23 protein-coding genes and 1 tRNA gene are annotated in these 21,354 nt (G+C 63.9%); 14 read left to right on the top strand and 10 right to left on the bottom strand.

Going from position 1 to position 21,354, the window contains the following annotated elements; all coding sequences use genetic code 11:
* The first annotated feature begins 24 nt into the window (after positions 1–24).
* The 5 genes from BLS26_RS03360 (at position 25) to BLS26_RS03340 (ending at position 4,826) form a co-directional block, all read left to right on the top strand.
* On the top strand, positions 25–885 hold the full coding sequence (locus BLS26_RS03360) for a MaoC/PaaZ C-terminal domain-containing protein (RefSeq protein ID WP_092508419.1): 861 nt from the start codon (positions 25–27) through the stop codon (positions 883–885).
* Positions 886–997: 112 nt separating this feature from the next.
* Complete coding sequence (locus tag BLS26_RS03355; protein ID WP_092508417.1) at positions 998–1,876, top strand: SDR family oxidoreductase; 879 nt, start codon at positions 998–1,000, stop codon at positions 1,874–1,876.
* A 104-nt stretch (positions 1,877–1,980) separates the two neighbouring features.
* The gene (locus BLS26_RS03350; protein WP_092508415.1) at positions 1,981–2,937 is read left to right on the top strand and encodes a dihydrodipicolinate synthase family protein; all 957 of its coding nucleotides are present in this window, start codon (positions 1,981–1,983) and stop codon (positions 2,935–2,937) included.
* 4 nt (positions 2,938–2,941) lie between these two features.
* Complete coding sequence (locus tag BLS26_RS03345; protein WP_092508413.1) at positions 2,942–3,742, top strand: NUDIX hydrolase; 801 nt, start codon at positions 2,942–2,944, stop codon at positions 3,740–3,742.
* A 166-nt stretch (positions 3,743–3,908) separates the two neighbouring features.
* Positions 3,909–4,826 carry a DMT family transporter gene (locus BLS26_RS03340; protein ID WP_092508411.1) on the top strand — a complete coding sequence of 306 codons (918 nt, stop codon included), beginning with the start codon at positions 3,909–3,911 and terminating at the stop codon, positions 4,824–4,826.
* Between the two features lie 6 nt (positions 4,827–4,832).
* Here the strand turns inward: BLS26_RS03340 and BLS26_RS03335 are convergent, their stop codons facing one another.
* Entirely contained in the window at positions 4,833–6,398 is a 1,566-nt protein-coding gene (locus tag BLS26_RS03335) for a long-chain-fatty-acid--CoA ligase (RefSeq protein ID WP_092508409.1), read from the bottom strand.
* Between the two features lie 214 nt (positions 6,399–6,612).
* On the opposite strand from BLS26_RS03335, the gene BLS26_RS03325 reads away from it, so the two are divergent.
* Complete coding sequence (locus BLS26_RS03325) at positions 6,613–7,590, top strand: tripartite tricarboxylate transporter substrate binding protein (RefSeq protein WP_092508405.1); 978 nt, start codon at positions 6,613–6,615, stop codon at positions 7,588–7,590.
* 136 nt (positions 7,591–7,726) lie between these two features.
* A complete protein-coding gene (locus tag BLS26_RS03320; RefSeq protein ID WP_157676271.1) occupies positions 7,727–8,047 on the top strand; it encodes a cupredoxin domain-containing protein in 321 nt (106 codons plus the stop codon).
* Here the strand turns inward: BLS26_RS03320 and BLS26_RS03315 are convergent.
* The gene (locus BLS26_RS03315; RefSeq protein ID WP_092508401.1) at positions 8,031–8,957 is read right to left on the bottom strand and encodes a cytochrome-c peroxidase; all 927 of its coding nucleotides are present in this window, start codon (positions 8,955–8,957) and stop codon (positions 8,031–8,033) included. The genes BLS26_RS03320 and BLS26_RS03315 overlap by 17 nt on opposite strands.
* A gap of 207 nt (positions 8,958–9,164) precedes the next feature.
* Between BLS26_RS03315 and BLS26_RS03310 the strand changes: the two genes are divergently transcribed.
* Entirely contained in the window at positions 9,165–11,846 is a 2,682-nt protein-coding gene (locus BLS26_RS03310; RefSeq protein WP_092517562.1) for a PAS domain S-box protein, read from the top strand.
* A 32-nt stretch (positions 11,847–11,878) separates the two neighbouring features.
* Here the strand turns inward: BLS26_RS03310 and BLS26_RS03305 are convergent, their stop codons facing one another.
* Positions 11,879–12,586, bottom strand: coding sequence for an ankyrin repeat domain-containing protein (locus BLS26_RS03305; RefSeq protein ID WP_092508399.1), 708 nt, complete (start codon positions 12,584–12,586; stop codon positions 11,879–11,881).
* A gap of 49 nt (positions 12,587–12,635) precedes the next feature.
* Positions 12,636–12,986, bottom strand: coding sequence for a GrlR family regulatory protein (locus tag BLS26_RS03300; RefSeq protein ID WP_092508397.1), 351 nt, complete (start codon positions 12,984–12,986; stop codon positions 12,636–12,638).
* 232 nt (positions 12,987–13,218) lie between these two features.
* Between BLS26_RS03300 and BLS26_RS03295 the strand changes: the two genes are divergently transcribed.
* Positions 13,219–13,668 (top strand): hypothetical protein, encoded by a 450-nt coding sequence (locus BLS26_RS03295; RefSeq protein ID WP_371361060.1) that lies wholly within the window; start codon positions 13,219–13,221, stop codon positions 13,666–13,668.
* Between the two features lie 185 nt (positions 13,669–13,853).
* Here BLS26_RS03295 and BLS26_RS03290 read toward each other — a convergent pair whose 3' ends face one another.
* Positions 13,854–14,237 (bottom strand): VOC family protein, encoded by a 384-nt coding sequence (locus BLS26_RS03290; RefSeq protein ID WP_092517559.1) that lies wholly within the window; start codon positions 14,235–14,237, stop codon positions 13,854–13,856.
* Between the two features lie 278 nt (positions 14,238–14,515).
* On the opposite strand from BLS26_RS03290, the gene BLS26_RS36630 reads away from it, so the two are divergent.
* The gene (locus tag BLS26_RS36630) at positions 14,516–15,121 is read left to right on the top strand and encodes a hypothetical protein (RefSeq protein WP_244541826.1); all 606 of its coding nucleotides are present in this window, start codon (positions 14,516–14,518) and stop codon (positions 15,119–15,121) included.
* Between the two features lie 121 nt (positions 15,122–15,242).
* Positions 15,243–15,671, top strand: coding sequence for a hypothetical protein (locus tag BLS26_RS03280; RefSeq protein ID WP_092508395.1), 429 nt, complete (start codon positions 15,243–15,245; stop codon positions 15,669–15,671).
* 27 nt (positions 15,672–15,698) lie between these two features.
* Here the strand turns inward: BLS26_RS03280 and BLS26_RS03275 are convergent, their stop codons facing one another.
* The 3 genes from BLS26_RS03275 to BLS26_RS03265 form a co-directional block, all read right to left on the bottom strand.
* Positions 15,699–16,094, bottom strand: a complete 396-nt coding sequence (locus BLS26_RS03275; RefSeq protein ID WP_092508393.1) for a hypothetical protein — start codon at positions 16,092–16,094, stop codon at positions 15,699–15,701.
* A gap of 49 nt (positions 16,095–16,143) precedes the next feature.
* A tRNA-Arg gene (locus tag BLS26_RS03270) sits at positions 16,144–16,220 on the bottom strand.
* A gap of 68 nt (positions 16,221–16,288) precedes the next feature.
* On the bottom strand, positions 16,289–16,552 hold the full coding sequence (locus BLS26_RS03265; protein WP_092508391.1) for a hypothetical protein: 264 nt from the start codon (positions 16,550–16,552) through the stop codon (positions 16,289–16,291).
* Positions 16,553–16,781: 229 nt separating this feature from the next.
* Here BLS26_RS03265 and BLS26_RS03260 point away from each other — a divergent pair, with 229 nt between their 5' ends.
* On the top strand, positions 16,782–17,228 hold the full coding sequence (locus BLS26_RS03260) for a hypothetical protein (RefSeq protein WP_092508389.1): 447 nt from the start codon (positions 16,782–16,784) through the stop codon (positions 17,226–17,228).
* Positions 17,229–17,554: 326 nt separating this feature from the next.
* On the opposite strand, the gene BLS26_RS35475 is transcribed toward BLS26_RS03260, so the two are convergent.
* On the bottom strand, positions 17,555–17,950 hold the full coding sequence (locus tag BLS26_RS35475) for a hypothetical protein (protein ID WP_157676270.1): 396 nt from the start codon (positions 17,948–17,950) through the stop codon (positions 17,555–17,557).
* On the opposite strand from BLS26_RS35475, the gene BLS26_RS03250 reads away from it, so the two are divergent.
* Positions 17,931–19,520, top strand: coding sequence for an NF038122 family metalloprotease (locus BLS26_RS03250; protein ID WP_157676269.1), 1,590 nt, complete (start codon positions 17,931–17,933; stop codon positions 19,518–19,520). The genes BLS26_RS35475 and BLS26_RS03250 overlap by 20 nt on opposite strands.
* Before the next feature lie 136 nt (positions 19,521–19,656).
* Positions 19,657–20,535 carry a DMT family transporter gene (locus BLS26_RS03245; RefSeq protein WP_092508383.1) on the top strand — a complete coding sequence of 293 codons (879 nt, stop codon included), beginning with the start codon at positions 19,657–19,659 and terminating at the stop codon, positions 20,533–20,535.
* Positions 20,536–20,627: 92 nt separating this feature from the next.
* Here the strand turns inward: BLS26_RS03245 and BLS26_RS03240 are convergent, their stop codons facing one another.
* Entirely contained in the window at positions 20,628–21,287 is a 660-nt protein-coding gene (locus BLS26_RS03240; RefSeq protein WP_092508381.1) for a peroxiredoxin, read from the bottom strand.
* Positions 21,288–21,354: the final 67 nt, after the last annotated feature.

The raw sequence follows: 21,354 nt of genomic DNA, 5'->3' as shown, positions 1-21,354 counted from the left end.
GAAAAAATTCGGGAGAGAAACAACATGCCGATCAAGTACGAAGAGCTGATGGCCCTGAAGAGTCTCGGCCAGAAATACGCCTATACCGATCGCGAAGTGATGCTCTATGCCTACGGCATCGGCATGGGTGCCGACCCCATGGATGAGAAGGAGTTGGCCTTCGTCAACGAGGCCGTCGCGACGCCGCGGCCGTTGAAGGTGGTGCCGACGTTTGCATCGGTGGCGGCCTGGGGCGCCGGACCCGGCGAGATGAATCTCAACCGCGTGATGGTGGTGGACGGCGAACGCGACATCACCTTCCACAAGCCGTTTGCGACCGCGGCCCACATCACCGCCGATTCCACCGTGCTCGACTGCTTCGACAAGGGCAAGGACAAGGGCGCGGTGATCCGGCATCAGACCGTGCTCAGGGACGACAAGGGCGAGAAGCTGGCGACGCTGGTTGCCTCGCGCTTCGCCCGCGGCGACGGCGGCTTTGGCGGGCCTTCCGAAGGCCAGCCCGAGCCGCACAAGGTGCCGACCCGCGCGCCCGACAAGATTGTCGACATCACCACGCGTCCGGACCAGGCGCTGGTCTATCGTCTCTGCGGCGACCGCAACCCGCTGCACTCGGATCCCGGCTTTGCCAAGAAGGCCGGCTTCCCGGCGCCGATCCTGCACGGCATGTGCACCTACGGCATCACCTGCCGCGGCGTGTTGCAGACCTTTGCCGATTACGACTCGTCCGCCTTCAAGCAGCACTCGGCGCGGTTCTCGTCGCCGGTCTATCCCGGTGAGACCGTGACGATGGAATTGTGGAAGGACGGCAACGTCGTTTCGTTCGAAGCCAAAGTGAAATCGCGCAACGTCACCGTGATCAAGAGCGGCAGGACCGTGTTGGGCTGAAGTTTCCGTCATTCCGGAGCGATGCGCAGCATCGAATCCGGAATCTCGAGATTCCGGGTCTGGTCCTTCGGACCACCCCGGAATGACGGCAACTAACAAGGAGAGAAACACCATGGGATTACTCGACGGCAAGGTTGCAATCATCACCGGTGCGGGCGGCGGGCTCGGCGAGGCCTACGCCAAATTATTCGCGCGCGAAGGCGCTTCGATCGTGGTCAACGATCTCGGTGGACCGCGTGACGGTTCCGGCGGCGACAAGTCGATGGCGCAGAAGGTCGTCGACGCGATCAAGGCGGAGGGCGGCAAGGCGGTCGCCAACGGCTCCGACATCTCGACCATCGCCGGCGGCCAGTCGGTGTTCGACGACGCCATCAAGAATTTCGGCCGCGCCGATATCCTGGTGAACAATGCCGGCATCCTGCTCGACGAGACCTTTGCCAAGTCCAAGGAAACCAACTGGGACAAGGTGATCCGGGTTCACCTCAAGGGAACCTACTGCTGCACCATGCCGGTGTTCAAATGGCAGCGTGAGAACGGCGGCGGCGTCATCGTCAACACCTCCTCGACCTCCGGCCTGATCGGCAATTTCGGCCAGACCAACTACGGCGCCGCCAAGGGCGGTATCTGGGGACTGTCGAACGTGCTGGCGATCGAAGGCCGCAAGTACAACATCCGGATCTGGACGCTGGCCCCGGGCGCGTTGACCCGCATGACCGCGGACCTGCCGCGCTATATCGAGAACCCCAAGGCCGCGCTCGGCCCCGACGGCATCGCACCGGCCGTGCTCTACATGGTCAGCGAATTGTCGGGCGACCAGACCGGCAAAACCCTTGGCGTTTCCGGCCCCCGCGGCGTCCGAGAGATGCGGATGATGGAAATGGAAGGCTGGAAGCCCCCGGGCGAGGGCTGGAAGGCCGAGGACGTGGTCACCCATGCCAAGGAGATCTTCTTCTCCGAGGAGCAAATCAAGATGGGCGCGCGGCGGTTCTGATGTTACCTGTCGTTCCGGGGCGCGCGTTAGCGCGAACCCGGAACCTCGAGGTTCCGGGTCTGGTCCTTCGGACCATCCCGGAACGACAAAACACGAGGATCCGCATGACCAAGCTCACCGCCCAGGCCGCAGGCACCTTCGCAATCGCGCCGACGCCATTCCACGACGACGGCCGCATCGATGAGAAATCGATCGACCGGTTGACCGACTTCTACGCCGAAGTCGGCTGCGATGGCGTCACCGTGCTCGGCATTCTCGGCGAGGCGCCGAAGCTCGACGCTGATGAAGCCGAGCAGGTGGCGGTGCGCTTCGTCAAACGCGCCAAGAACATGCAGATCATCGTCGGCGTCTCGGCGCCCGGATTTGCCACCATGCGCTCGCTGGCGAAGGCGTCAATGGACGCGGGTGCTGCCGGCGTGATGATCGCGCCGCCGCCGCATCTGCGTACCGACGATCAAATCACGGGCTATTTCAAGCAGGCCCAGGAAGCCATCGGCGACGACATTCCCTGGGTGCTGCAGGATTATCCGCTGACCCTGACCGTGGTGTTCACGCCGGCGGTGATCCGCAAGATCGTGATGGACTCGCCGTCCTGCGTGATGCTCAAGCACGAGGACTGGCCGGGCCTGGAAAAGATCTCCACGCTGCGCGGTTACCAGAAGGACGGTTCGCTGAAGCCGATGTCTATACTCGTCGGCAATGGCGGACTGTTCCTGGATTTCGAAATGGAGCGCGGTGCCGACGGCGCCATGACCGGCTATGCTTTCCCGGAACTCTTGATCGATATCGTCAAGCTCTCGAAGGCCGGCAAGCGCGATGCCGCGCACGACCTGTTCGATGCGCATCTGCCGCTGATCCGTTATGAACAGCAGCCCGGCGCGGGGCTCGCGGTACGCAAATACGTGCTGCAGAAGCGCGGCGTGATCGCCTCCAGCGCCCAGCGCAAGCCGGGCGCGACCATCTCCGCAACGGCGAAAGCCGAAGTCGATTACCTGCTGTCGCGGGTGGCGCGCGTCGATCGCCGCGCCAATCTGCAACCGCAATCCAGCGCGGCGGGCTAGTTCGATGGCCGAGATCGTCCCCCCGCGTCCCGCGTCGACCATCCTGCTGCTGCGCGATGCGGCGGCAAAAAAAGAGGTCGAAGTCTTCATGATGGTTCGCCATTACGAGATCGATTTCAATTCCGGCGCGCTGGTGTTTCCCGGCGGCAGCGTCGACAAAGGCGACAAGGAAATCATCGCCAACCCGCAGCTTTATTCAGGCGGCGAGGGGCTCGACGAGGCGAGCTTAAGTTTCCGCATCGCCGCGATCCGCGAAACCTTTGAGGAAAGTGGCATCCTGCTGGCGCGGCCGAAGGGATCGAAGGCGCTGGTCGACGCCAAAACGGCCAGCGCGATCGAAGCCGCGCACCGGGCTGATTTGTGCGACGGCAAGATCACCTTCCTGAAAGTGCTTGATGATAACGGCATGGTGCTGGCGCTCGACGAACTCGTGCCCTATGCGCACTGGATCACGCCGGAAGGCATGCCGAAGCGTTTCGACACCTGGTTCTTCCTCGCCGCCGCACCGCCCGAACAGGTCGGCGCCCATGACGGCAAGGAATCCACCGACTCGATCTGGGTCTCGCCGCGCGAGGCGCTGGAAGGCGGCGAGAGCGGCCGCTTCAAGCTGCCGTTCCCGACCACGCGCAACCTGATCAAGCTCGGCAAGCAGGGAAACGTGAAGGCCGCGCTGGATGATTCCAGGGGCAAATCGGTGGTCACCGTGATGCCGGTCATGACCAGGAACGACGGCGGCCGCCAGCTTCGGATTCCGCTCGAGGCCGGCTACGACGGCGACGTGTTCGAGGTCGGCGCGCAGGGGTAGGCGCTCGCAGTCTATCCACCGTCATGCCCGGGCTTGACCCGGGCATCCACGTCTTAGCGGCGGTGAAGAAGAAAGACGTGGATGGCCGGGACAAGCCCGGCCATGACGAATACACTTCGACACGCGGCGAAGTATTTTGGTACTCTCGTCGTGTAAATTCCAAGGCATGACAGAGACCAAGCCACAAACTCCCAACCTCGCGACAGAACTCACCCTGCTGGTGGCACTCGCGACGCTATGGGGCGCGTCCTATACCTTCATCCGGATCGGGGTCGCCACCATCCCGCCGATTACCCTGATTGCAGGGCGCACCGCGATTGCCGGCCTGCTGCTGCTCGTTATCATGCGCGCGCGTGGCGTGACGATTCCGACCGATGCCGCGACCTGGCGACGATTCCTGTTTCAGGCCGGCATGAACAGCGTCATCCCCTGGACCATGGTCGCCTGGGGCGAGCGCACGCTGGATGCGGGGCTCGCCACCATCCTCAATTCGACGGCGCCGATCTTCACGTTTGTCCTGACGCTGATCACGCGCCACGAAGCCGTGACATCGCGAAAAATGATCGGCGTCGTTGCCGGGATGATCGGCATCTGCCTGATCGTCGGCCATCAGGCGCTGTCCGGATTGGGCGAGCAACTCACGGCGCAGCTCGTGACGCTAGCGGCCGCGGTCTGTTACGCGGGGGCTGCGATCTTCAGCCGGGGGTTTAGGGATCTCGATCCGATGGCGCCGGCCGCAGGTTCGCTCATTTGTGGCGCGGCGATCCTGATCCCGCTGAGTCTTGCGGTCGAGCAGCCGTGGACGCTGGCGCCATCGGCGAATTCGCTGCTGGCGTTGCTCGGCCTGGCGGTATTCTCGACCGCGTTCGCCTTCGCGATCTATTTCCGCCTGATTCAGACGCTGGGCTCGGTCGGCACCACGGCGCAGGCCTATCTGCGGGTGCCGATCGGCGTCGGGCTCGGCGTCGTGTTCCTCGGCGAGCGGCCGAGCACGACCGCATGGATTGGGCTTGCCTGCGTCGTCATCGGCGTCGCCGCGATGACGATCCCGGCACGAAAGGTACCGACGCGCGTTGCGCCCTGATGCGAACTAGCCGGCCTTTGCCGTCGCCGGCGTGCTGTCCTCGGCATGCAGTCGCCGCAATTCGCGCTTCAGCACCTTGCCGGCGCCTGACAGCGGAAACGGTTCGGTCCTGATATCGATGCTGCGCGGGCATTTGTAATGCGCGATCCGATCCTTGCAGAAGGCGACGATCTCGGCGGCATTGACCTGTGCGCCTTCCTTCGGAATCACGAAGGCATGAACGGTTTCGCCCCATTGCTCGCTGGGGATGCCGATCACGGCGCATTGCGATACCGCAGGATGCTGCGCAATGGTGTTCTCGACTTCCATCGAATAGACGTTCTCGCCGCCGGAGATGATCATGTCTTTGACGCGGTCGACCAGATAGACGTAGCCTTCCTCGTCCATGTAGCCGCCGTCGCCGGTGTGCATCCAGCCGTCGATGATGGCTTTCGCGGTTTCCTCCGGCCGCTCCCAATAGCCCATCATGACGTTCTGGCCGCGCACGGCGACTTCGCCGACCACGCCTGTTCCGACCGGCTTGTGGTCAGCATCGACGATCCGGACCTCGCAACCAACAGCGGCACGTCCGCAGGCGCGCTGGCGATTTTTCCTGGTCGCGGCTTCGCCGGTGTGCTGGTCCCATGGCAGATGCGTCGCCAGCGGCGACAATTCGGTCATGCCGTAGAGCTGATGGAAGGCGGTGCCGGGCAATCCCGCCATCGCCCGGTTCAACAGCGCCTCGTTGATCGGGGAGGCGCCGTACAGGATCCGCTTCAGCGACGTCAGATCCGCGGTCCTGAACAGCGGATGATCGGTCAGCATCTGGATCATGGTCGGCACGATCAGCGTCACCGTGACCTTTTCCTTCTCGATCGTCTTCATCACCAGTTCCGGATTGAACATCCGGACCACCACGTTGGAGCCGCCCCCGATCAGGGAAGCGAACATGCCGCAGCCATTGGCGAGATGGAACATCGGCGCGGCGTTGAGATAGATCGAACCCTCCGGCAGCAGGCCTTCGCTCAGCACGTGCAGGGCATTGCTGACGATGTTGGCGTGACTCAGCATCACGCCCTTGGAGCGCCCGGTGGTGCCGCCGGTGTAGAAGATGCCCGCGAGTTCCTCGCGCGAGGCCATGGCGTCGGCGACCGGCTGGCTCGCGGCGATCAGTTGTTCGTAGTCCAACGCGCCGGCAGGGCCGGCATCGTCGTCGGCATAGACCAGTTTCAGCGCAACCGCCCTGGCCAGTTCGTCGCCCATTTCCGCGAACGCCTTGTCCACCACCAGCGTCGAGGCCCGGCAGTCGTGCAGGGAGTCCTCGATCTCGGCGCGGCTCCAGCGGATATTGGTCGGAACGATCACGGCGCCGGCCCAGGCGATGCCAAGATAAAGTTCGAGATAACGGTCGGAATTCAGCATCAGCACGGCGACACGATCGCCGCGCTGGATGCCGAGCTGTTGCAGCCCGCCGGCAAGCCTTGCAACGCGATCGCCGATCTCGCGCCAGGTGCGGCGGCGCTCGCCATCGACGGTTGCAATGCCGGTGGGGCTCGTCTGCAAAACCCGGCGCAGGCCTTGGGTCACGTTCATCAAACCTTCTCCCTGATGTCAGCGGGCGCTCTGGGCACCTCTTGGTCCGGGATCATACCGGCGCAGCCGTGCCTCGCAAGCGCGCGTGCCGTGTCCTGGTCGTTTCGCGTGACGAAAAAGCCGCCGCCTTGCTGTGCGGACCGATTACCGGCATCCTCCCTGCAAATCCGGGCGCGTATTTCGCGCCGCAAAAGAGATAAGCAGGGCACTTGCGATGAGATTTCAACGTATCGGCGCCGCGGCGGCCGCGTTGCTCGGATTGTTTGCCCTGTCAGGCGTAGGCTACGCGCAGCAGAGTTTCCCGACCCGGCCGATCCGCATCGTCATTCCCTATTCGCCGGGCAGCGTCGCGGATGTGTTCGCGCGTATCATTGCGCAAAACATGCAGGAGCAGTGGAAGGGCACCATTGTCGTCGAATCCAAATCCGGCGCCAACGGCTCGATCGCAGCCGAGGAAGTCGCGCGCTCCGCGCCCGATGGCTACACGTGGCTGCTAGTGACGGCGTACTTCACCTCGAGCCCGGCCTTGAGCACCTCGCTGCGCTGGGACCCGATCCGCGATTTCATTCCGGTCGGACAGGTGTGTCGGGCACCCAACGTGTTTATCGTCCCCACCAGTCTGCCGGTGAAGAACGTCGCGGAATATGTGGCGTTGGCCAAGGAAAAGCCGGGGATGCTGAACTATAGCCATCCCGGCAAGGGATCGACCGGGCATCTCGGCTTCGAACTGTTCAAGCGGCTCGCCGGGATCGACGTCAGCGGGATCGGCTATCGCGGCTATCCGCAGATGGTGCCTGATATTGCCAGCGGCCTGATTACCTCCAGCTTCTTCTCGGTCAACCAGGCACTGTCGCAAGTGCAGACCGGCGCCATCCGGGTGATTGCGACCATCAATGACAGTCGTACGAAATATTTCCCTGACGCACCGACGATGGCCGAGCAGGGCTTTCCCGAGGCGCAGGTGACGCCATGGTTCGGCGTCGTGGTGCCGAAGGGCACGCCGGAGTCGATCGTGGATCGCATCAGCAAGACACTGGAGGCCGCGCTGGCTGCCGCAGATGTGCAGCAGCGACTGGATGTCGCCGGCTGCGAGGCCAAAAGCGCGCCGCGGCAGGCCTTCGCCGATATCATCAAGGCCGACATTGCGCTGTGGGCCAAGGTGGTCAAGGAGGCCGGCATCACCGCCGATTGAGCCGTCCGGCTTGGTTGGCGCCTCCGGTTCAATCCCTGCATTTTGCCTGAGCAATCCGGCCCCAATGCTGGTATGGACGGCCAGCCGGCGGTTTCGCCGGTTGCCGAATCCACCCATTTCGTTGAAGAAATTGGCGATGCGTCGATTGCCTCTGGTTATTGCCCTCGGTCTTGCGGCCGGCGCTGCATTGGGCGCCGAGTTCGAGGTGCGCCAGGCCGACCGGCTGTTCGCCCCGGCGCGGATTGTCGTCGGCAAGGGCAGCGTCGTTCACTTCACCAATGACGAGAAGTTCGTCCACCACGCCTTTGTCGATACAGCGCAATTCTCGGCCGATACCGGCGACATCCCGCCCGGCGAGAGCCGCGACATCGTTTTCATCCGGCCCGGGATCTACGCCATCCGCTGCGCGATCCACCCCCAGATGAAGCTGACCGTCGAGGTCAGCGAGCTGGAATAATCGGGGAGGAGGCTCGCGCCGCGTCGCCGGTCAGGGTCTGCAGGAAGGCGATCAGGTCGCCGCGTTCCTGATCGTTAAGCTCCAGCGGCTGAATGTGTTCGCTGCGGCTCGGCCGCGCCAACCCGCCGCGGTCATACAGTGCGATCACGGCTTCCAGCGTCGGCAGCGAGCCGTCGTGCATGTAGGGCGCCCGCCGGGCGACGTCGCGCAAGCTCGGCACCTTGAAGGCGTGCTGCAGCGCCTGCGACTTCGGAAACAGCCGTCCGCGGCCGAGATCGTTGTCGCCGCCGGTGCCGATGTCATGGAAGGAATCGTCGGTGAAGCGCCAGGTGGCGTGGCATTCGCTGCATTTCGCCCGCCCCGTGAACAGGTCGAAGCCGCGTTTGGCGGCGTCCGGAATCGCTGCCTCGTCGCCGGCAATCCAGCGATCGAACGGCGCCGGCGCCGGCACGATGGTCCGCTCATACGTCGCCAGCGCCCGCTCGACAGTCGCGCGCGATACCCCTTCGCCGGGAAATACCCGGTCGAAATCGGCGCGATAGGCCGCATTTTTCGCGATGTCCCGCAGCAGTTCCTGCTCGTTGCGGCCCATATTGGCGGCGGCGGAAAGCGGCGTGAAAGCGACGCTTTCCAGCGTCGGAAACTTGCCGTCCCAGCCAAACGCCTCCATCCAGGCGGCGCCCAGCATGGTCGGCGAGCGGAATGGCAGCGGGGTGCGGGCTTCGCCGATGGCACGGGGCAGGCCATCGCCCCAGGCCAGTCGCGGGTGATGGCAGGTCGCGCAGGAAATCGTCCCGGAAGCCGACATCAGGGGATCGAAAAACAGCTTTCGCCCGAGTTCGGCCTTGTCCGGCGAATAGGGATTTTCCGGGGGGAACGGCACGGCCAGCGGCCGGGCAAATTTCGCCATTCGAACCGCACGGTCGCCCTCCGCCGCGCGCAAATCCCGGATTGGAGCAACCAGCACCGACAGCACAACGCCCAGGATAGTGCCCAGCGCTATTCCCGATTCGCACCGCCGGACGAAATTGGCCCGTTTCCCTATCGTTTTCAGCATGTTCCCCAAGGCCCGAAATACATCGTATATTACGACCGATTGGAGCCCGGCCTCAACAACATGACTGATGCATCGCCGCCGAATTCGCCAACGACGCGATCGTTCTCGCTTTCGATCGGCCAACTGACGTTCGGCAGTTTCATGCTGGTGTTGGCGGTGATCATCATCACCTCCACCGCCAGCGTCATCGCGATCCGCCACATCGATGCGACCTTCGCCGAGCTGCAGCGGCTGCAGAGCGTCGGCGATCTCGCCGAGGATATCGACCGGCGCATGAACGAATTGCGGCTCGCGGCGCGGGATTTCGTCACCGACCCCGGCACCCAATCGGTCCAGGTCGGCGAAGCCGCGACCTCGCTCAGCGACGTCCTGAAGAAGACCCGGCTGGAGCTTGCCCCTGAACAGCAGGACATGATCGACGGCGTCACCGAGCGGCTCTCGACCTATCGCAGCGGGATCGAGCGCATTTCCGCGCTGATCAATCGCCGGGCCGAAATGATCGTGGCGCTGCCGCCGTTGCGCGACGCATTCGACGCTGCGATCGCCGCGAGCCCGGACCCGGTGATTGCTTCGACGCTGTCGCAGACCCAGAGCCGGATCGCCTCGGCGCTGCTGGCGCACAATCCATCCGCCGCCGAAGCGGCGGCGCAGACCATGCGCACGCTGACGATTCCGGATCCGAAGCTGCGGATGGCTGTCAACGGCTATGCTGAGGCCATCATCGGCATATCGATCCGCGAACGGCAGATATCCGATATCGACAAGGAAGTGCTGGGCACGGAAGGGCGCCTGATCCAGCGTGTCACCGAACTGTTGCGCGAGGTCAGCGCGCGCCGCGGCCACATTCTGTCGCGCGATTTCGCCAGGACGCTGACGGAAGCGAAGTGGCAGAGCATCGTGCTCGGCACCGCCGGCGTTCTGATCGGACTGTTCGCAGCCCTTCTGGTCGTTCGCCGCACCGTGCGCCCGCTGGCATCGATCGCGACCTCGATCCGCGCGGTGGCCGGCGGCGGGCAGAATACCTCGATCCCGGCGACCGACCTGGACAACGAGATCGGCGACATCGCCCGCGCCGCGGAAGTGTTCCGCCAGACGCTGGTCGACGCCGATGCGGCGCGCGAGGCCGCGGTGCGGGCGCTGGCCGAGCAGCGGCTGGCCGAGGAAAGCTATCGCAAGCTGTTCGAGGCCTCGGTGGACGGAATCTACGTCACGACGCCGGGCGGCGCGCTGCTCAACGCCAACCCGGCGCTGGCACGGATGATGGGCTACGCCACGCCGCAGGATCTGATCGGCGGCATCGGCGATATTGCCGAAACAGTCTACGTTCAGCCCGAAGCGCGGGCGGAATATGAGCGGTTGATGCAACGCGACGGCATGGTCCGCGAGTACGAATACCAGGTTCGCGCGCGCGACGGCTCGGTGCTGTGGCTCTCCGACAGCGCCAGCGCCGTGCGCAACGACGCCGGCGAGCTCGTGCGCTACGAAGGAACGGTGCGCGACATCACCGACCAGAAGCGCGCCGAAGATGCGATTGCCGAAGGCCGACGTCTGCTGCAGATGGTGATCGACACCGTGCCCGCGGTGATCAACGTCAAGGACAGGCGGCTGCAATACGTGCTGATGAACCGCTATATGGCGGGCATTTTCGGCATCGAGCCACAGGATGCGATCGGCCGCACCACGCAGGACCTGATGTCGCGCTATGGGGCGGCCAAGACCGACGAGAACGACAAGCGGGTGCTGGCCGGCGGCAGGGAACTCGGCTTCTACGAGGAGGAATACAAGGATTCCTCCGGCAACATGCGGCAATGGCTGGTCAACAAGCTGCCGATCCTGGACACCTCGGGCGAGATCGAAAACATCGTCACCGTCGCGCTCGATATCGGCGAACGCAAGCGCGTCGAATTCGAGATGAGCAAGGCCAAGGACGCCGCCGAAGCGGCGTTGCGCAATTTGCGGGAGACGCAGAATTCGCTGATCGAGGCGGAAAAGCTCGCGGCCCTCGGCCGGCTGGTGGCTGGCGTCGCCCACGAGGTCAACAATCCCGTCGGCATCAGCCTGACGGTCGCCTCCGCGCTGGAGCGCAAGACCGCGATGTTCACCGCCGAGGTCGCGCGCGGCGAATTGCGGCGCTCCAGCCTGACCGATTTTCTGGAAACCAGCCGCGATGCGTCATCGCAGCTTACGGCCAATCTCAACCGCGCCGCCGAACTGATCCAGTCGTTCAAGCAGGTCGCCGCCGATCGGAACTATTCCGACCAGCGCAGCTTCGACCTCGGTGATCTCACCGAGCAGGTGGTGATGTCGTTGCGGCCCGGCCTGCGCAAGCACAATCTGACGCTCAACGTCGACTGCCAGCCCAATCTCACGATGAACAGCTATCCCGGCCCTTACGGACAGGTGCTCACCAATCTGTTCCTCAACGCGGTGGCGCATGCGTTTCCGGAGGGCAAGCCCGGCACCGTCGACATCCAGGTGCGCGAGTCCGGCAAGGACAATGTCGAGATCCTGTTCTCCGATGACGGCATCGGCATGAGCCTCGACGTCCGCCGCCGCGCCTTCGATCCGTTCTTCACCACGCGACGCGATCAGGGCGGCACCGGGCTCGGGCTCCACATCGTCTACAGCATCGTCACCAATCGCCTCGGCGGGCGCCTCGATCTCGATTCCGAACCGGGCGGCGGCACGCGGATCCAGATGATCCTGCCGCGCACCGCCCCGCTCGAGCAGGCGGCGGAATAGGCGAGGCGTCGCCGTATCGCTCCCGGATAAAGCTAGAAGAGCGCGCGTATCCAGTCGGCCGTGGCGGCGTCGCGAACGGCCTTGCCGTTGTCGTCCTTGTCCTCGGGTGTCGCGCCGGCCGCCAGCAAGAGCCCGATGATACGCCGTTGCTGCTCGACTGCGTGCGGGCTTCCACTGTTGCCGCGGCCGGTATTCTGCACGGCGAGGTGCAGCGGCGTCGAGCCGTTCTTGTTCCTGCTGCGCGGGTCCGCGCCGCCGGCCAGCAACGCTTCGACGGCGGCGGCGCATCGGGTACGAACGGCGCGGTGCAGCGGCGCAACGCCGCTTTTGTCGGACGCATTGGGATCGCTGCCGGCCCGGATCAGGCAGCCGATGGTGGCTGCTTGTGCCGTCGGGTTCCAGACGTTTGCATCGGCTGCGTAGTGAAGCGGCACGGCACCGCGGCGATTTCTGGCGGAACAATCGGCGCCCCGGTCGATCAGCACCTGTGCGATTTCATATTGGAAGCCCGCCGCCGCCATGTGCAGGGCAGTGTCACCCTCGTACATGTAATGGGCGATCGGTTCGAAGAAACAGCCCTTCGCACCGTCGCGGCTTGCGCCAACCGCCGCGCGTTGCCGCACGAGCGTGGGTGAAGTGTCGGACAATCGGAGGGCTTTCGCGGCATCGCCCGAAACGATGGCGTGCACGAGATCAATGAAGCGATGATCGGAAGAAGCGGGCGTCGATCGCTCGGGCATGAAATCGCCTCACCATCCAGTCTTGACAATGATCTGGTTCGGCAGCGACCTAGTTGGTATCCGCCAGCCGGTGCAACGTGGCGCCAAAGATCTGACTGTTCTTGCCGACCAGCGCGGTGCCGTTCATCGTGCCGCGCGTGTCGGTGAAGGTGCCGGATACGCCGATGCCGACGGGAGCGGGTCCGCCGAACAGCGGGTTGTCGTTGTCGCGCGGGGAGGTGTGTCGTTGCACCAGCACCTCGCCCTTGAAGGTGTCGCCCTTCACGGTGTAGCTGCCGGTGTAAAACAGATAGGCGTCGCCGCCGAGGATCTGTCCGTCGCGGAACAGAATCACGCCGCTGCCCTTGCCGGAACGTCCGTCCAGCAGGTTGACGTGAATCGAATACAGCCCGTTCTTCATAACGTCCCAAGGGCCGGCCGCCGCGCCCATGGAAGCCGGAAATCAATTATGCCAAAATGGAACCCTCAACGTCAACGCGACAGGTTGCCCGGCAAGGCCCGATTCGCGATCAAAATTCGGCACGACGGCGTGTGACGCTGGCATGACAGACGATTGCGGCCGACTCAAGTTGGCCCGTGAAATGCATAGTTATTTTCGGCACCGGCCGGTGGGTGCTGGAGCAAGAAAACAGGTGACCAACTGGATGAAATCCGGCGGCCACGTGGCGCGCCGACGCACTGAAAACAACTTCCGTGAAACTACGGGCCGCGATCGTGCGGGCCGTTTCAAAAAGCCGCTGCTGATCGGCTTTGCGGTGCTGATGTTGCCTCTGGCCACGTATCCCGGCCATGCCCGCGATCCCGACGGCCGCTACGCCAACTCGCCGCTGAAGCAATGGTTCGACAGTCTGAGAAGCGGAAAGGGGCCGTGTTGCTCCGACGCCGACGGCACAGCGGTCAGCGATGTCGATTGGGAGTCCGCCAACGGGCATTACCGCGTACGGCTCGAAGGCGAGTGGGTCGATGTGCCCGATGATGCCGTGATCACCGAGCCCAACCGTGTCGGCCGAACCATGGTCTGGCCGATCCGCGGCTATGGCGGCTTGACGATCCGCTGCTTCATGCCGGGCAGCATGACGTAGCGCGTCGCGACCGAGGCGATCACATCGCTGGTCATACTCCGCGAAGGCGGAGTATCCGGTACGCTGTGGCCTGTCGCTTATGCCCGACGCTCTCTGGAATACTGGTTCACCCGCCCAGTGCGCCATTGCGCACAAGGCAGGTGATGACGACTACGAATGAGATAGGGCGTTATCCGCGCGGCGCCTCACGCGTACTTCTTGTCGCGCTCCAGAAGCTCGATCGAAATGCCCTGCGGCCCGCGAATGAAGCAGATGCGCACGCCCGGCCGGATGGTGGTCGGCTCACGCGTGAACTCGACGCCCTTGGCCTTGATCTCGGCGGCGACCGCGTCGATGTCCTTGACCGTCAGGCCGAAGTGATCGAGGCCCTGATAGGGCGTCACCGGCGGCGAGTTGACGCCGTCACCGGAGGCGACCGGCGCGATGAACACGTTGGCGCCGCCGAGCTTGACGTCGATGCGCCCGGGGCCGCGAATGATTTCGCCGCCGAGAATATCGTGCAACCAGGTCGCGGTCGCTTCGGGATCGGGACTGCGCAAATGGACATGATCCCAGATAACGGTCGGCATCTTGGTCTCCCCCTTGATGATTGTCGTTGCCGTGCTGGCGCCCGGCTGCGCCGCCAATCTACCGGCGGGGGATTCGCAATTCCATCCCCAGAAGAACTGCACGGCCGCCGCAATATTGTCAGGGTGACATGCAACCTTTGCCATCTAACGTGGTTGAAGACAAAGCGGCGGAACCGTACAGCGGCAGTCGTGAAAAAAGCCGTACGGTGTAACGCCCGTAGGGCTTTTTTTCATGTGCGGCGCGGCAACCGCCGTGGCCGCCGGATGAGGGTGCGGTAATGAGGATCGCCGGACGGTCATTCGGACGCGCCGATGCCCGGCTCATGGTGCTGCCGGCGATTGCGATAGCCGGCTGCACGGCCTGGATGATGGTCCCCTGGCCGAGCGACGCCGAGAGCCAATCCGGGGCGGCTCCATCAGCGGTCTTCCGCCTCGCGCAGGATGCTTCCGGGTCGAACGATCCGGTCGCGCCGACCAAGGCCACCCTGGCGAGCCCGGCGCCATCCGCCGTCTCCCCCGACGCCAGTCCCGCGGAAAACACCGCGGCAGCCCCGGAAATCGCTGCTCCTGAAACGACCGCGCCGGCGAAGCCGCCGATCGATGGCCTCAGGATTTCCTCGCAGTCGTGGCGCAGGGGCGGGCTCGGCTCGAAAGCGCTGATGACGTTCACGCTCCGCAACAGCAATGACTATGCCGTGAAGGATGTCGAGATCGCCTGCGCCTTTGCCCGCCGCGACGGCAGCCATCTGACCGATCGCAGGCGGGTACTTCCCGATACCGTGAACATGAAGAGCCAAAAACGGTATTCCGGCATGCTGGTCGGGTTCGTCAATGTTAACGCAAACAAGGCGAAATGTTCGCTGGTGACGGCCAGCCGAACCTAACCTTCCGCGCTCGAAAAAGTGACCGCCGCCGTTGAACCTTGGCTTGTCCCTCAGGAACTAATCGCTATGTCGCCCATTAGGTGACTGACACCACGCACCGGCGTGGGGGGAGCGATCGAAAATGCCCGTAGCGCGTTATTTCATGTTTGTCGGCGGCGCGCTGCTGGCGCTGCTGTTTTTGATCGACGCCTATTCGCCGTCGCAGGCGGTGATAGCCAGCCATGCCGCCCCCGCGATCGACCGCAACGTGGTCCGCATTCGTTCCGACCAGAAATTGCCGGAGCGGGTGGTCTACGACACCAGCCTTCCGACCATCGTTCCGCCCGCCCCGAAGGTCCGGGTTGCCGCCGCTCCGCAGCCGCCCGTTGCCATCGACCCGACGGCACAGGCGCGCGTCCGCAACACCTTTGCCCAGTTCGTCCCGGTCGATGTGAAAAAGCCCGAGCCGCAGGTCCAACGCAAGCGCAAGGTTGCCAGGATCCGCGCCAATCCGCCGATCCGTCTGGCGCAGCAACAGCACTTCGGCTTCTTCGGGAACAACACCTGGTAAGATGCCGTCTGAGCTGCCTTGCCTAAGTTAGCGCGGCAGCTTCGGAATTTTGTCGGCAAAACCGTTGTAGCAGGTCAGCCGCTCGTCTTCCTCTTTCTGGAATCGGCATTCATTGACGCCCTTGGCGGCTGGCGCCTTCGGCTTGGGCTGCGGCGCAAAGATGGCATCGTAACACTGCAGGCGCTCCTTGGTGGCGTCGTCGATATCTCCACAGGCCTGCAGCTTCTGGGCGACGGATTTGGGCGCCTCTTTCTTGCCGGCGGCCTCTTTCTTGGCGGCCGAAGGCTTCTTCGCTCCCACCACGACCAGTGGCTTGCCGCCGACGGTCGGCGGAGGGCTGGCCGGCGTGGCCGGGGCGGTGGTGCCTTGCGCAAACGCCGCGGCCGGATACAGGAGCGCCAGCGTCAGGATCATCTTTCTCATGTCAGTTCGCTCTCGAATACGTGGTTCGCCGGATCGGTCCCCACCGAAATGGCGCACTCGGAGAGATTCGAACTCCCGACCCTCGGAATCGAAATCCGATGCTCTATCCAGCTGAGCTACGAGTGCCTGTGGTTCGGTCGATTATCAGACTTGGCCGGACAGGGCCAGCAGCGCCCGATCAATAAGTAGGCCGGTCAAAAGCAGGGATGCCGCTGGCGGTCCTGGCCGACATAGGCGGCCGCGCCCCGGTCGCAGTGGTTGGTCGAGGGGCCGTCATAATAGGCAAAGGTGCCGGCCATGGGGCCGGGGCCGTAATTGTGGAGGTAGCTGATCGGGTAAGGCAGCGGCCAGTAGTGGCGGTAGTGATGGTGCCGGTAATGGCGGGCTTCGGCCAGACTAGGCGCCAGGGCGGACATGGCCAGCAGGGCGGCGGCAATCAGAAACTTGGCTTTGGTCATCGCGATTCTCCGGGAGTCCTGCTGGAAACGACACATTTTCGTCCGATCAGGTTCCATTTAGCGCGTATTGGGCAGAAAAGCTGCGGGAAAACCGCCACAGCGCGCCAATTTTTAGCCGCAACGGATGCTTAACGAATTACCAACACAGTCCGGCCAGAGTCCTGCGGTCAGGTCCACCCCTTGAGGCCCGACCCAACGTCCAACAAGGCACCCGGTTCCAGATCGATCCATGCGCATCACGTCCCTCATCCTTCTGGTTTTCTCGGTCCTGGTCGCAATGCCGGCGCGCGCCGAACTGCATATCACGCGCGACCACGGCGGCTATGTCGAGGAATACAAGGCCAAGTATGCCCGCATCCGCGACCGCAAGGAACGCGTGATCATCGACGGCATCTGCAATTCGGCCTGCACGCTGGTGTTCGGCATCGTGCCGTTGAACAAGATCTGCGTGACGCCGAAGGCGAGCCTCGGCTTCCACCAGGCCTACTACGACAAGGCCTTCACCTTCGGTATCAAGGTCACGAGCCTGGACGGGACCTCGGACCTGATGTCGTATTATCCCGACACCGTGAAGGACTGGATCCGCCGCAACGGCGGGCTCACCACCGAGATGAAGAAGATCAAGAACGGCGGCGAGCTCTGGAAGATCGTCGATGCCTGCCCGGAAGAGTGGTGAGGGCAGGCACGCCGGCATCACCGGCGTGATCCCTTTTTTGGTTTGACGCGTTCTCTGACGCGAACCGGTTTCCACCTCGCTGGAAAACGCTCTGGTCCCGTGGCTCGCGTGGTGAAGCGAACCTGCTGATCTCGGGACGTTTTGACCTGATTTTAACCCTTTCCCACTAGTTTCCGGTCTCGTGACGAGACCGCACAGCTTCGTGGTGGTCGCGCGCGGCGTAGCAAGGGCGTGTTATGACTACGAGTGTCAATGTTCTCACGGCAAGCCAGATCGCCGTGCTGCCGACCGCCACTGTGTCGCAATGGACCAGTGCCGACGTCGCGTCATTGAGCTCGGCGCAGGTTGCCGGCATCACGGGCGATCAGCTGAATTCGCTGTCGTCGTCCGCGGTCGCGGCGTTCAGCCCTTCGCAGATCAACGCCATTTCCTACAACACCTTTCTTGCGCTGTCCGGCGCGCAGACCGCAAATCTTACCGCCACGGAAGTAGGCGCGCTCTCGACGGTCCAGGTCCAGGCGCTGACGCCGACGCAACTCAACAGCCTGCCGAGCGCGGATCTGAATGCGTTGAGCGTCGCCAGCCTGACCGCGACGCAGGTCCGCAGCCTGGACACTACCGCGATCGGCAACCTGTCCACCGCCCAGGCCCGCGCTGATATCAGCGCATCCGAATACGCTTTCGTCGACCCAGATCGGCGCGTTGACGACGGGCCAGCTCAACGGCATCTCGCAGGCGTCGCTGCAGTCCCTCGACATCAGCGCGCTGTCGACCGGGCAGCTTCAAAGCCTGACGTCAGCCACCGTCGGCAATCTCGCATTCTATCAGCCGAGGTGGCTGTCCAAGACTCAGGTCGCGGCGTTGACCGCGACGCAAACCAGCGGCCTGTCGCGCGCCGCGGTCGCGCAGCTGACCGATGAACAGGTTGGGAGCCTTTCAGCGGCCGCCGTCGCTGGCCTGTCGCAGGCGGGGATCGCAGGGCTCGGCAAAAGCCAGATCCGCGCGCTTTCGGTCGCAGCGCTCAACAGCCTGTCGGCGACGCAGATCGGCGGCTTCTCGTCGGAGCAGGCAAAAGCACTGACGTCGAGCCAGCTCAACGGCCTCAACCAGGCGAACCTCAACGCGCTCGACGCCGGCGATTTCACCACCGCCCAGTTGCAGGGACTGAGCGGGGGACTGACCAACCTGAGCACCTCGCAGGTGAGCCAGCTGTCGCAGGTCCAGCTCGTCGCCCTCGATCCGTCGCAGCTCGGCAGTCTCGGCGGCGGCAGCGTCAGCGCGCTGTCCACGCAACACCTTGCGCAATTGTCGGCGCAGCAGACCGCGTCGCTGCTTGCCAATCAGGCCAACAGCCTGTCGGTCGCCCAGATTTCCTCCTTCTCGGACAAGCAGCTCTCGACCACGACGGTGGTCGGCGCCGCGAACGGCCTGCAGTTCAACCTGTCCTGGGGCTCGAGCACGGCGAATGCGCCGGCCGGCTTCCGCAGTGCGGTTGTCGCCGCCGCGGCCGGCCTTTCGAACCAATTCGGCAACACCACGGTGGTGAACATCCAGGTCGGTTATGGCGAAGTGGCCGGCTCTCCGGTTTCGCCGGGCGCCGCCGCGCAGAGCGTCAGCTACGCGCGCGGTGTCAGTTATTCCGCGCTGGCGACGGCGATCCTGGGATATGCCGGCAATTCGGCGGTGCAGGGCACCGCAGCCGCAAGCCTCAGCGGCAGCGACCCGACCAGCGGTGGCAGTTTCGCGATCACGACGGCGGAAGCCAAGGCGCTTGGCATCAACGGCGCAAGCGCCAACCTCGACGGCTATATCGGCTTGTCGAGCGCGATCCCCTTTGAGTTCAACCAGAACGCGGTCGCGGGCAAGTATGACGCGATCGGCGCCATCCAGCACGAATTCAGCGAGGTCATGGGCCGGCTCTCTTCGGTCGGCGCCGGCCTCGGCCCGAACGTCTATACCCCGCTCGACCTGTTCCGCTACACCTCGACCAACAACGCCGATCCCTCGGCTGGAACGCCGATCCGCGCCTTGACGCAGCAGAGCGGCAACGTCCAGTACTTCTCGATCAACAGCGGCAATCCCAATCTGGGCGGCTTCAATTCCTCGACCGGCGCCGCCGACTATGGCGACTGGAACGCCACGATGGGCACCGATCCGTTCGGCTTCAGCTTCTCCGGCGTCACGGAGCCCTTGAGTGGCAACGACGTCGTGGTCATGGCCGCGCTCGGCTGGAATCCGACGGCGCAAGGCGTGACCCACGCCCAGGCCGCCGCGACTTACGCGCTGGTGTGATTTTTCACCGGTTGCCTGGAGCGCGATGCAGTTAGGTTGAGGCAGACCTTCCGTCTTCGCTATGTGATAGCGCGCGAGCGGCCCCGCATGCTTCGACCTTGCCGCGTAGCACATGATCGGGCAACACCTGCCGTCAATGAATCAACAATTCGAGCAATTCGCCGCGCGCACGGCGCCGGCGATTTTCGTGGTGCTCTGGAGCACCGGCTTCATTGCGACCAAATATGTGCTCAACAGCGCCGAGCCGCTGACCTATCTCGCGATCCGCATGGCGTGCGTGGTGGGATTGATGGCGATCATCGTTGCGATCGCGCGGCCGAAATGGCTGGACCGCGCCGCCATCGGACACAGCATCGTTGCGGGCCTGCTCGTGCACGGGTTCTATCTCGGCGGTACGGCGGTCGCGATCTCGCATTCGATTCCGGCCGGGCTCTCGGCCTTGATTCCGGGCCTACAGCCGATCCTGACCTCGACCCTCGCCAACCGCTGGCTCGGCGAACGCGTCACGCCGCTGCAATGGACCGGGCTGCTGCTCGGCCTCGCCGGCGTCGTGTTGATCCTGCACAACCGGCCAATGAGCGGCGAAGCCGGCTGGGGCTGGCTCGCCTCCGGTGTTTCGCTGATCAGCATCACGCTCGGCACGCTCTATCAGCGCCGCTACTGCAACGCGATCGACTGGCGCGCCGGCAATCTCGTGCAGTACATCGCGGTGACGATTTTCTTTGGCCTCGGCGCCTGGCTGTTCGAGAACAACGAGGTGCACTGGACCACCGAATTCATCCTGGCGCTGAGCTGGCTTGCGGTGGTGCTCTCGATCGGATCGATCGGTCTGTTGTATTGGCTGATCCGCCGCTCTGCGGCGACCTCGGTGGCAAGCCTGTTCTATCTGGTGCCGGCGGTGACGTCGCTGATGGCTTATGCGTTGTTCGACGAAAAGCTCGATGCAATCGCGATCGCAGGCATGACGGCGTGTGCGGCTGCGGTGTTTCTGGTCAACCGCCGCACTCCGGCTTAACGCGTCATCGCGACGGGCCAACGGTCGCGCGATGTCTTAAGCCCGTCATCCGGGTTCGACGCCTTCGTCGCCCGGAATGACAACCGACGCCGCTATTTCGGCTGCGGCACGATCCGCAGATAGGGCTTCGGCGATTTCCACCCCGCGGGATAGATCGTCTTTGCCTCGTCGTCGCTGACGGAGCCGGCGATGATGACGTCCTCGCCCTGTTTCCAGTCGGCAGGGGTCGCGACGCGGTGCTTGGCGGTCATCTGCAGGGAATCGATCACGCGGAGGATTTCCTGGAAGTTACGCCCCGTGGTCATCGGATAGACCAGCACCAGTTTGATCTTCTTGTCGGGCCCGATGATGAAGACGTTGCGGACGGTCATGTTGTCGGCGGCGGTGCGGGTCGCCGGATCGCCGGAAGTCGAGGCCGGCAGCATGTCGTAGAGTTTCGAGACGTTGAAATCGGTATCGCCGATCATCGGATAGTTCGGCGCCGCACCCTGCGTCTCCTTGATGTCCTCGGACCATTTGGAGTGCTTGTCGACGGGATCGACGCTCAATCCCATCAGCTTGACGCCGCGCTTGTCGAATTCCGGCTTCAACTTCGCGAGAGCGCCGAGTTCGGTGGTGCAAACCGGGGTGAAGTCCTTCGGATGCGAGAACAACAGCGCCCAGCTATTGCCGATCCAGTCGTGGAACTTGATCTTGCCCTCGGTGGTCTGGGCTTCGAAATCAGGGGCGGTCGCGCCAATCTGGAGTGCCATGATTTGACCTCATCTCATTCAGTTTACAAGGAAATTCGTCCTGGAAGATATACGGGTTAGCGGCGGT

The sequence above is a fragment of the Afipia sp. GAS231 genome (assembly GCF_900103365.1).
Taxonomy (GTDB): Bacteria; Pseudomonadota; Alphaproteobacteria; order Rhizobiales; family Xanthobacteraceae; genus Bradyrhizobium.
Note: the sequence above shows the minus strand (reverse complement) of the source record. Positions and strands in the feature narration are given on the sequence as shown.